This window comes from Achromobacter spanius (assembly GCF_039673305.1).
In the GTDB taxonomy this organism is placed as follows: Bacteria; Pseudomonadota; Gammaproteobacteria; order Burkholderiales; family Burkholderiaceae_B; genus Achromobacter; species Achromobacter spanius_F.
Genome location: NZ_JBDJLJ010000047.1, coordinates 33,290 through 43,512, shown reverse-complemented (window position 1 = coordinate 43,512; position 10,223 = coordinate 33,290). Strand labels below are relative to the sequence as shown.

9 protein-coding genes are annotated in these 10,223 nt (G+C 67.3%); 1 reads left to right on the top strand and 8 read right to left on the bottom strand.

The features are described from left to right. Positions 1-382 precede the first annotated feature (382 nt). A complete protein-coding gene (locus tag ABE485_RS24745; protein ID WP_346517886.1) occupies positions 383-889 on the top strand; it encodes a hypothetical protein in 507 nt (168 codons plus the stop codon). 87 nt (positions 890-976) lie between these two features. Here ABE485_RS24745 and ABE485_RS24740 read toward each other — a convergent pair whose 3' ends face one another. The 8 genes from ABE485_RS24740 to zapE all read right to left on the bottom strand — a co-directional run bounded on the left by ABE485_RS24740 (position 977) and on the right by zapE (position 10,210). Continuing rightward, entirely contained in the window at positions 977-2,332 is a 1,356-nt protein-coding gene (locus ABE485_RS24740; protein ID WP_346517885.1) for a tryptophan--tRNA ligase, read from the bottom strand. An 85-nt stretch (positions 2,333-2,417) separates the two neighbouring features. Then, positions 2,418-2,741 (bottom strand): DUF3325 domain-containing protein, encoded by a 324-nt coding sequence (locus ABE485_RS24735; protein ID WP_346517884.1) that lies wholly within the window; start codon positions 2,739-2,741, stop codon positions 2,418-2,420. Then, positions 2,738-4,429: a PepSY-associated TM helix domain-containing protein gene (locus ABE485_RS24730; RefSeq protein ID WP_346517883.1), complete on the bottom strand. Its 1,692-nt coding sequence runs from the start codon at positions 4,427-4,429 to the stop codon at positions 2,738-2,740. The genes ABE485_RS24735 and ABE485_RS24730 overlap by 4 nt, the downstream gene beginning before the upstream one ends. Next, a complete protein-coding gene (locus ABE485_RS24725) occupies positions 4,426-4,707 on the bottom strand; it encodes a DUF3649 domain-containing protein (protein WP_346517882.1) in 282 nt (93 codons plus the stop codon). Before ABE485_RS24725 ends, ABE485_RS24730 begins: the two co-directional genes overlap by 4 nt. 202 nt (positions 4,708-4,909) lie before the next feature. Continuing rightward, on the bottom strand, positions 4,910-7,423 hold the full coding sequence (locus tag ABE485_RS24720; protein ID WP_346517881.1) for a TonB-dependent siderophore receptor: 2,514 nt from the start codon (positions 7,421-7,423) through the stop codon (positions 4,910-4,912). 82 nt (positions 7,424-7,505) lie between these two features. After that, entirely contained in the window at positions 7,506-8,480 is a 975-nt protein-coding gene (locus ABE485_RS24715) for a FecR domain-containing protein (protein ID WP_346517880.1), read from the bottom strand. Next, a complete protein-coding gene (locus tag ABE485_RS24710; protein WP_346517879.1) occupies positions 8,473-9,006 on the bottom strand; it encodes a sigma-70 family RNA polymerase sigma factor in 534 nt (177 codons plus the stop codon). The genes ABE485_RS24715 and ABE485_RS24710 overlap by 8 nt, the downstream gene beginning before the upstream one ends. A gap of 112 nt (positions 9,007-9,118) precedes the next feature. Next, a complete protein-coding gene (gene zapE / locus ABE485_RS24705; protein WP_346517878.1) occupies positions 9,119-10,210 on the bottom strand; it encodes a cell division protein ZapE in 1,092 nt (363 codons plus the stop codon). Positions 10,211-10,223 lie beyond the last annotated feature (13 nt).

The window sequence follows — 10,223 nt, the reverse complement described above, 5'->3', positions numbered from 1 at the left end:
CCCCCAGGGCGACGGCGGCCGCGGCTCGGCCGGCGGCGCCGGCGGCATGAACAGCGCGATGGCCGACGCCTTCGCCAAGCTCAAGCGCTGACCTTTCGGGCAGCAAAAAAACCGGCGCCGCGGCGCCGGTTTTTTTTCGTCAATTCCACCAGGCCGCCTAGGACTTACCCCTAAATGACCCGCATTCATTGCGATCCCTCAAATCGGAAGCGCAGAAATAAGCGAAAATATCTAATTGTGTCCAAATAATAAAACCGCACCAGAAAGGGCGGTCGCCCGGCGACGCAAAGACCCACGATCAGGCGAGCTGCGGCGCGAAACGTCTATCGGGTAGCAGCAAGAGAGCAACAGCGCCCCCTGAGAGACCGGAGATCCGTCCGCCATGCTTAGCACGATCACGCTTGCCGCCAATGAAACCAAGATTCTCACCGACAAAGAGGCCGGCGCCAGCCGCGTGTATGGCGACGTCACATTGGGCCAGTATTCGCACCTGGTTGTGGATGGCGTCGAAGCCACCTTCAAACACGTCACGCTGGAACGCCTGGGCAGCCGGGTCATCGAATTGCGCAACGGCGCGCAGCTGCATGTGGGCGCGCTGGGGTTTGCCAGCATGGGCGCCAGCATCATCTACCGCATCGGCACGGGCTGCGTGCTGACCTACGACGCCAGCCAGTGGGATCCCGAGGTCGTGGCCAACACCACGTTCGATTTCGCCAGCCAGGGCAGCGGCACCTTGAAGTACTTTCCGTTCATCAATCCGGAATGGCTGGACTGTCCCAACGTCACGGGCTACTCGGACGGAGACCAGCTGGAAATCGCCGGCCAGGGCCACGTGCAGCGCTTCCTGGTGCGCGACGGGCGCATCGTAGCGAGCGCGCGGCTGGCCTGACACCCGGGCCATGGCGCGCGGGGCGAAACGCCGCGCGCACCGGGCCGGCACCCAGCGGCGCCACAAGGCGCCGCCGATCTTTCCGGTCTATTCCTGCGACAGCGACTGCAGCGCTTCGCGCGCACGCGCCAGGAGCTCAGCGGGTTCGCCCTGGGCGCCCGCCGGCGCCGCCGCCACGACCACGCCGTCGATCAGCGCCGCATAGCCCTGTTCATTGGCCTGCAGGACGGTGTCGGCCGGCTCGGATTGCAGGCGGCGCATCAGCGCGCCGGCTTCCTTGGGATCGGCAAAGCGTTGCGAGAGCAACAGTTCCTCGCCGTCGGCTGCCAGCAGGCGGAAGCGGAAGCCGCCGTCCTCGTCGCGGAAGCTGACGAAGCGCGCGCCCTTGGCCTTTTCCTTCTTGCCCTGCGCGCCCTTGCCCGCCCCGGCGCCCGCGTTCAGGTTGCGCAGGCCCACGGCTTCGCGCAGCTCTTGCATGAACGGGATGGCCATCTTGCGGGCCTTGGCGGCGCCGGCCTGCAGGATGTCTTCGATGCGGCCGGGGTTGGCCATCAGGCCGACGTACTTCTCGCGCATCGGGGCCAGCAGGGCCTCAAGGTGCTCGTACAGCGCCTGCTTGGCGTCGCCCCAGCCCATGCCCTCTTCGAGCTGGCGGCGGAACTGCGCCGACTGCGCGGGCGTGGCGAACGCGCGGTACAGCGTGTACAGATGCGAGGACTCCGCGTCCTTGGGTTCGCCGGGTGCGCGCGAATCGGTCACGATGCGCATCACGGACGCGCGCAAGGCGCTGGCGCCGCCTTCGAACAGCGGAATGGTGTTGTTGTAGCTCTTGGACATCTTGCGGCCGTCAAGGCCGGGCAAGGTCGCCACGTCTTCTTCGATGACCACTTCCGGCAGCGTGAAGTATTCGCGGCCGTACAGGTGGTTGAAGCGCTGGGCGATGTCGCGCGCCATTTCCAGATGCTGGATCTGGTCGCGGCCCACCGGCACCTTGTTCGCATTGAACATGACGATGTCGGCGGCCATCAGCACCGGGTACGAAAACAGCCCCATGGTGATGCCGTCGTCGGGCTCCACGCCCTTGGCCACGTTCTGGTCCACCGACGCCTTGTAGGCATGCGCCCGGTTCATCAGCCCCTTGGCCGTCACGCAGGTCAGCAACCAGGTGAGCTCGGGGATTTCGGGAATGTCCGACTGGCGGTAGAACGTGACGCGCTCGTGGTCCAGGCCCACTGCCAGCCACGTGGCGGCGATTTCCAGGCGCGAACGCGCGACCCGCGCCGGGTCGTCGCACTTGATCAGCGCATGGTAGTCGGCCAGGAAGAAGAATGCGTCCACGCCGGGCTGCGTGCTGGCCTGGACCGCCGGGCGGATCGCGCCCGCGTAGTTGCCGAGGTGGGGGGTTCCAGTGGTGGTAATGCCGGTGAGGACGCGCGTGTTCATGAGGCGAAAAGGCGGTTGCTTGGGGAAGCCGTCAGTGTAACGTGCCCGGGCGCGCGCCTGCCGCAGGCCACGACGCGCCGCCGCGTCAGATCACCGCAAGCACCGGCGCCGCCAGCGCGCACAGCCCGCCGGCGGTCAGCGCGGCGCGCGGACGGAAGGTCAGGAACCAGATCAGCAGCATGCCGGCGATGCTGAGGATGCCGATCCACTCCACCGTGCCGTAGCTCCATCCCCAGACCGCCGCCGACGCCCACAGAGACAGCGCCAGCGCGGTCCAGCCGAACACCCGCAGCGGCACGCGATGCCGGCGCGGCAGGGCGCGGTCGAACAGGTCTTCGTAGTGGCGGTCCATGGCCAGGCACAGGGCGGAGAACCCGGCATAGGCCAGGCAGAAGGCGGCAAGCGTCATGGCGTATCACCTCGTGGTTCGAAGGCGGGCGGGTTCGGCGCGGCCTGGACGGCGTGCGCCTGCGCCACGGGGGTTGCGGCGACGGCGGCCTTGACCGTCTCGGAGCGTCCGGCGCGCGCCTTGGCCGGCGTCCTGGCGGGCGCGCTGCGCGCCTTGGCGGCCTTGCGGGCCATCCAGCCGAACAGCACGGCGCTGGCCAGGCAGGTCAGGTCGAACCCGGCCATGACCCAGTCGCCCTGGGGCAGGGACACGCCCAGGTGGCGCTGCGTGGTGAAGGCATTGACCACCGGCACCAGGGCCAGCGCGAGGGCCGCGATGCTCAGCAGGTCCTGCCACTTGCGCCGCTGGAACAGAAACGCGTAGACCAGCGACAGGCCCCAGGCCGAGAAGAAGGACCGCACCTCCCAGACCTGGCGGCCGGGCATGTCCGCCGGCAGCAGGCGGTTGGCCAGGAACACCGCCGCCACGCCGAACACCACGCCGGCGATGGTGCCCGCGTTCAGCCCGTCCACCAGCCGCAGCGAAAAGGCTTCGCGCGCATCGCCCGGGCGGGCCTTCTGGCGGCGCTTGGCGATCCACAGCACGAGCCCGGTCGCCACCATGGCCGTGCCGGCCAGGCTGACCAGGAAATAGAGCCAGCGCAGGAGCGGCTCGGCGAACAGGCCCAGGTGCAGGCCGGTGATGGCGCCGGCCGTCATCACGGTGGCGCTGAGTTCGTCCTCGCCTTCCTGCAGCGCGCCCGTCACGCCGTTGAAGCGCATGTAGGGCGCCAGGCGGCCGAACGACACGCCGTCTGCGGCATCCCGGACCAGCGTGATCGTGGCGCCGGCATCGCCCGGATTGTTGACGGTGACGCGGCCCACCCTGCCCTGCCAATGCTGCTGGGCCTGCTCCACCAGCGGCGCAATGGCCACCAGGGGCGCCGGCTGGTTGAGCGGCGGCGTGACCTTGAATGACTTGAAGACGTCATCGGTGTACTGGCGCGGCGTCTCGTACACGGCCTGGATGCCCGCCGGCATCAGCATCACCATGAACAGCACCAGGCCACTGAAGGTGATCATCAGATGGAACGGCAGGCCGAGCACCGACAGGACGTTGTGACCATCCATCCAGGCCCGCTGGCCGCCCTTCTTCGGCCGGAAGGTAAAGAAGTCGACGAAGATTTTCTTGTGCGTGATGATGCCGCTGATGATCGCCACCAGCATGAACATGCCCGCGATGCTGGCCAGCCATCGGCCCCACGGGAATGCGGTCTCCAGTTCGAAATGGAACCGGTAGAAGAAGTCGCCGCCGCGCGTCTGGCGCCCCGTGACGGCCTGCCCGGTGGCCGGATCCAGCTTGACGCGCACGAAGCCGCGCTCGCCCGGCTTGGGCTTGGGCACCTGGTACAGGAGCTGGATCAGCGGTTCGCGGTCGGATGGCGGCGTGATGAACCAGCGCTTGGCGTCCGGCGCGTTTTCCGTCAGGTAGCGCTGGGCGGTCGCCACGGCCTGCACGGGCGGGCCGGGCTGCACCTGGATCTCGGGCTGCATCCAGCGCGTGATCTCGGGCCGGAAGAACGCCAGCGAACCGGTCAGGAACATCGCGAACAGCACCCAGCCGAAGATCAGGCCGGCCCAGGTATGCAGCCACGACATCGACTGGCGCAGGCCCTCTTCGCCCTGGGCCTTGGGCTTGGCCGCTTTCATGCCGCCCCCATCATGCGGTGGACGAGGAACAGCCCGCCCAGCAGCGCGGCGGGGCCCAGGATGCCGGCCCAGGCGCGCCAGGCGTTGCGCGTCGCAAACACCCAGATCACGCCGCAGGCGTAGACCACGAACGACAGCATCTGCGCCGTGGTCACGGCGTCCGCCCGCCCCAGGGGCAGCCAGACGGCCAGACAGGCCGCGGCCGCCGAGGCCAGGGCATAACTGCCCAGGATGGCGGCAGCCGCCCGGGAAAAAACGGCCATTCGGTAGCGCATCATGCCTGCGCCGGCTGCGGGAGCTTTCACGTGTTCAGATTGATGGTGGTTGCGGAAATCGGGCGGACGCCGGCGGGGGGCGTCGCGGTACGCGCGATTTTTCTCTGAAGGATCTGAATTATAACTATTCTCGTTAACATGAGAACGCCCCCGGCCGGTGACCCATGAAAAAGCGGCCCGTTACCGGGCCGCCTTCCGATTCTGTTTACCAGCGATACCGCAAGCTGGCCTTGATCGAGCGCTGGTAGCCGAACCAGCACCACGAATCGCCCGAGCAAGACGCGATGTATTCCTTGTCGAACAGGTTCTGGATGTTCAGCGCCACCTGCATGCCCTTGAGCGACGGCGACGCGCGGCCCAGGTCGTAGTCCAGCATCAGGTCGACCAGCGTGACCTTCGGCACCTTCATTGTGTTGGCTTCGTTGGCATAGGACGAACCGATGTAGCGCACACCGCCGCCCACGCCCAGGCCCGCCAGCGGCCCCTCTTGCAGCTGGTAGCGCGCCCACGCCGACGCCTGCTGCGACGGCAGCGCGACCGGCGTCTTGCCCTTCAGGTCAAAGCCGGACGCATTGGGGTAGGCCTTGGTGTATTCGTTGTTCATCAGCGAATACGCCGCCACCAGCGACAGGCCGCGCATCGGCTCGGTCTTGGCTTCCAGCTCGATGCCCTGCGTGCGCAGTTCACCCGCCTGGATGGAGCAGCGGCCGCCGGCCGTGCCGCACAGGTGCGTCGGGTCGGGATCGGTGGTCGTCATGTTTTCGCGCCGGATGTCGAAGGCCGCAAACGTCAGCATCGTGGCGCTGCCGGGCGGCTGGTACTTGATGCCGACTTCGTACTGCTTGCCCTCGATCGGCTTGAACGGCGTGTTGTTCCAGCCCGTGCCCGACTGCGGCTCGAACGACTCCGAATAGCTGAAGTACGGCGCCACGCCATTGTCGAAGTTGTAGATCGCGCCGAACCGCCCCGTGAATTTCTCGGCGTTCAATGCCGACGGCGTGACGCGGCCCGTCGCGATCGCGGTGGTTTCGCCCACGTTGCGGGACCAGTCGTAGCGTCCGCCCAGCAGGAACGACAGGCGGTCGATCTTGATCTGATCCTGGAAGTACAGGCCGGTCTGGTACTGCGTGGTCGTGGCGTCGGACGAGAAGGCCGGAACAGGAATGTTCTGGTGATTGTTCGGGTTCTTCACGTACAGCGGCGGCGCCGAGCCAAAGCCCGACAGCGTGTCGGTCTTGACGTGCTGGTAGTCAAAGCCCAGCAGTACATGGTGGCCGATCCTGCCCGTGTTGAAGCGCGCCTGCAGATTGTTGTCGATGGTCAGCGCGCCCACGTCCACGTCCGTCGCGATCGATGCGCGCTGGTGGTACAGATAGGTCGGATTCGTGTAGCCGTAGTAGTTGGTCATCGCGCCATAGACGCTGCGGTACTTCGCCTCCGAGTGCGTCCAGCGCAGGCTCTGCGATGCCTTGAAGGTATCGTTGAAGCGGTGGTCCAGCACGTATCCCAGCGAATAGCTCTTGCGGTCGCTCTTTTCGAAGTTGGCGTCGCCGTCGTAGTAGTCGGCCGGCAGGCGGAAGCCGTCCGGCGCGCTCAGCAGGGTGCGCATCGCCGGCACCGCGCCGTACGAACCCATGTCAGGGTCGTGCTGGAAGTTCGTCAGCACGGTCAGCGATGTATCGGCGTTGGGCTTCCACGCGAAGGCCGGCGACACGAAGTAGCGGCGCTCCTTGGTGTCCTGCACCTGGCCGTCGGACATGTACCCCGACCCCACCAGCCGGTACAGGTACTTGCCTTCGGCATCCATGGGTCCGCCGAAATCGAAGTTCGCGCGGCGGAAGTCATAGTTGCCGACCTGCAATTCCACTTCGCGCAGCGTCTCTTCCAGCGGCCGCTTGCTGATCTGGTTCACCACCCCGCCCGGGCCGCCCTGCCCGTACATGACCGAGGCCGGGCCCTTGAGCACATCCACGCGTTCCAGGCGGAACGCATCCACCTGCGGCAGCGCATCGCGGCCGCCGAACACGCGCAGCCCGTCCAGGTAGGTCGATGCCGAAAAGCCGCGCACGTTGAACTGGTCCAGGCGCGTGGCGGTGGCGCCGCGCGACTCGGTGGCCACGCCCGCCGTGTAGCGCAGCACCTGGTTCAGCGTCTGGGCGCCCTGCTCGGTGATCTGTTCGCGCGTGACCACGGACACGGATTGCGGCGTCTCGATCAGCGGCGTGTCGGTCTTGGTGGCGCTGACGCTGGCGGTGGCGACATACCCCACCGTGGGCGCGAAGGCGCTGTCGGCCATGCCCGACACCGTTACGGGCGCCAGCGTGTGCGTGTCGCCGACGGACGCCGGCGCGGGAACCAGCGTCCACGTATTGCCCGATTGAGCCCGCGCCAGCAGGCCGCTGCCCGACAGGATCCGCGCAAAGCCCGCACCGACCGAGTACGCGCCGTCCAGCCCATCCGAGCGACGGCCCCGCACCAGCGCGGGGTCAAACGACAGGACCACCCCGGCGCTACGCGCGAACTGCGTCAGCGCGTCGGCCAGGGGGCCGGCCGGAATCTGGTAGCTGCGCTGCGCATTGGCGGCGGCCGGGGCGGACTGGGCCCACGCGACCGGCGCGCCGGCAACGAGCGCGCTTGCGCAAGTGGCGGCCAGGACGGCCTTGCGGCCGGCGGTCAGCGGTGCGCGCAGGCGCGAATGGAATGAAGCGGACACAAACATCTCCCTGTACGGTGGTCTCTATTCCTGCTTTCCGTACGGGGATGCAAAACCTGCAATGCGTCGGCAAAGAAAGTTGTAACGGTCAGGCTTCGCGAGGGCCAACCTGCAGCCAGTACTGCGTGTGCCGCGTCACGGTGATGGGCAACGCGGGTTCCAGCGCTTTCAGCGCGCGTTCGGCATCGTCCAGCGGAAACACGCCCGACAGCCGCAATGGCGCCACCGCAGGGTCGACCCGGATCACCCCCACGCGCTGGCGCGCCAGGTACGCCGCAAAGTCGTCCAGGCGCCAGTCCTTGGCCACCACCATGCCGTCGACCCAGGCCAGGCGGTCCGGGTCCGACGCGCCGCGGCGGACGTCATCGTCGTCCGCGTAGGCCAGCCGCTCGCCGGCGTTGACGTGCGTCAGCACGCCCCCGCGCAGCAGCGCGACGCTGCCTTCGTAGACGCCAAGGCGCGAGCCGCTGGCGGTGCGGCGAAGGTCGAAGCGCGCCCTTTCGGCCCGCAGTTCGCCGTAGCCCGTGTCCACCCGCAGGGCCTCGACGCCCGGGCGCGGTTCGGCCTGCACCAGCATTTCTCCCCGCAGCAGGTCGATGCCGCGGACATTGCCGTTCACGTTCACGCGCACGGCCGTGTCGCTGTTCAGCGTAATGCGCAGCCCATCGGCCAGCGCCAGTGAACGCCGTTCCCCCACGCGGGTGCTGACGTCGGCCACCAGGCGCTGCCATGGCGCGTGGCGATAGCCCGCCCATCCGCTCGCGGCCACGCCGGCCACCGCCAGCAGGCTGCGCAGCGCAGCGCGGCGCCCCCGGGATGCCGGCGCGTTCAGCGCGGCATGCGCCAGCGCCGACGGCACCCGGCGCGCATCGCGGCCGATGGCCTGCAGGCGATCCCACGCAATGCGATGCGCGGGGTCCTGCGCCAGCCAGGCGCTGCAGGATTCCCGGTCGCGCGCATCGGCCAGGCCGGACTGCAGCCTGGCCCACCAGACGATGGCCTCGCGCACGACTGCGTCTTGCGGCGGGCCGTCCGCCGGCATTCCGTTGCCGGCGTCAGGCATAGAACACCGCATAGCATGCGGACATCGCGCGCACCATGTACTGCTGCACCGAACTCAGCGACACGCCCAGGCGTTCGGCGATTTCGGGATAGGTCAGGCCGTCCAGCTGCGACATCAGGAAGGCCGAGCGCGCCTTGGGCGGCAGCCCGTCCAGCAGGCGGTCCAGCTGCACCAGCGCCTGCAACTGCTCGGCCTGCGTTTCGGGAGACGGCGCGTAGGATTCGGGAATGGCGGCCAGATAGGCCAGGTAGGCATGTTCCAGCGCCGCGTGACGCTGATGGTCCACCACCAGCCCCTTCGCGATGGTGGTCAGCAGCGCGCGCGCCTCGTTGGCGCGCACCTGCTTGCGGCCCTGGATCACCCTGACAAAGACATCCTGCGCCAGATCCTCGGCGCGGTGCTCGCAGCCCAGCTTGCGGCGCAGCCAGCCAAACAGCCAGGGACGATGCTCGCGGTACAGGCCATCGACAGGCGCGCCCGGCGCTTCCACGCACGGGGCCGATGAAGAAAGAAACGGGGAGGACACAAGTGAGACCGCGACGCTTGACCAGAAGTCTCAAAATCTTAATTGATAATGACTTGCATTAACAATCTTAAAGAGGCCCGGCCCGCCAAAAAACGGGCCGGATGCGGCATAACTACAACGTCGCGGCAAGGCGGCGCTCGGACTCCAGGTACTCGCGCGACTGCATTTCAAGAATGCGCGACACGGTCCGATGGAATTCGTTGGCCAGCGCGCCCTCGGTGTAGATCTCTTCGGGTTGGCACTCCGCCGACATGATCAGCTTGACCCGGTGGTCGTAGAACACGTCGATCAGCCACGTGAACCGGCGCGCCTCGGAGGCCTGCCGCGGTCCCATCCTGGGCACGCCCGACAGGATCACCGCGTGGAATCGGTTGGCCAGCTCCAGGTAGTCGTTCTGTGAACGCGGACCGCCGCACAGCGTGGCGAAATCGAACCACACCACCGAACCGCCCAGCGCCAGCGCGCGGATCTCGCGGTGCTCGATCCGCAGCACGGGTTCCTGCGGCGGCGTGTCGGCCAGCGTGTCGAAGGCCTTCTGCAGCGCCTGCTGGGCGTGCTCGTCCAGCGGCGTGTGATAGCACTGCACCTGCTCGAGCGAACGGCGCCGGTAATCCACGCCCGCATCCACGTTCATGACGTCCATCCGCGACTGGATCAGCGCGATGGCGGGCAGCACGCGGTCGCGGTGCAGCCCGTCGGTGTACAGCGTGGACGGCTCGTAGTTGGACGTCATCACGAACGACGTGCCGTACTCGAACAGCTTGAGCAGCAGGCGGTGCAGGATCATCGCGTCCGCCACATCGGACACGTGGAATTCGTCGAAGCAGATCAGGCGGTAGCGCTTGGCGACCCGCTTGGCCACCTCGTCCAGCGGATCCTGCATGCCCTTCACTTCTTCAAGCTCGCGATGCACGCCGCGCATGAATTCGTGAAAGTGCAGGCGCGTCTTGCGCACGACCGGCACGGTGGCATAGAAGGCGTCCATCAGGAAGCTCTTGCCGCGGCCCACGCCGCCCCACAGGTACACGCCGCGCGGAACATCGGGCCGGTTCAGCAGCTTCTTCAGCGCGTTCGAGCGCATCGACTTGAACTTGATCCATTCGTCGTAGTAGCGCTGCAAGCGGTCGATCGCCTGCTTTTGGGCGGCGTCGGGCTTATAGCCGCGTTCGGCCAGGGCGTGTTCGTAGTATTCGCTGACGTTCATGTGGGAACCAGAT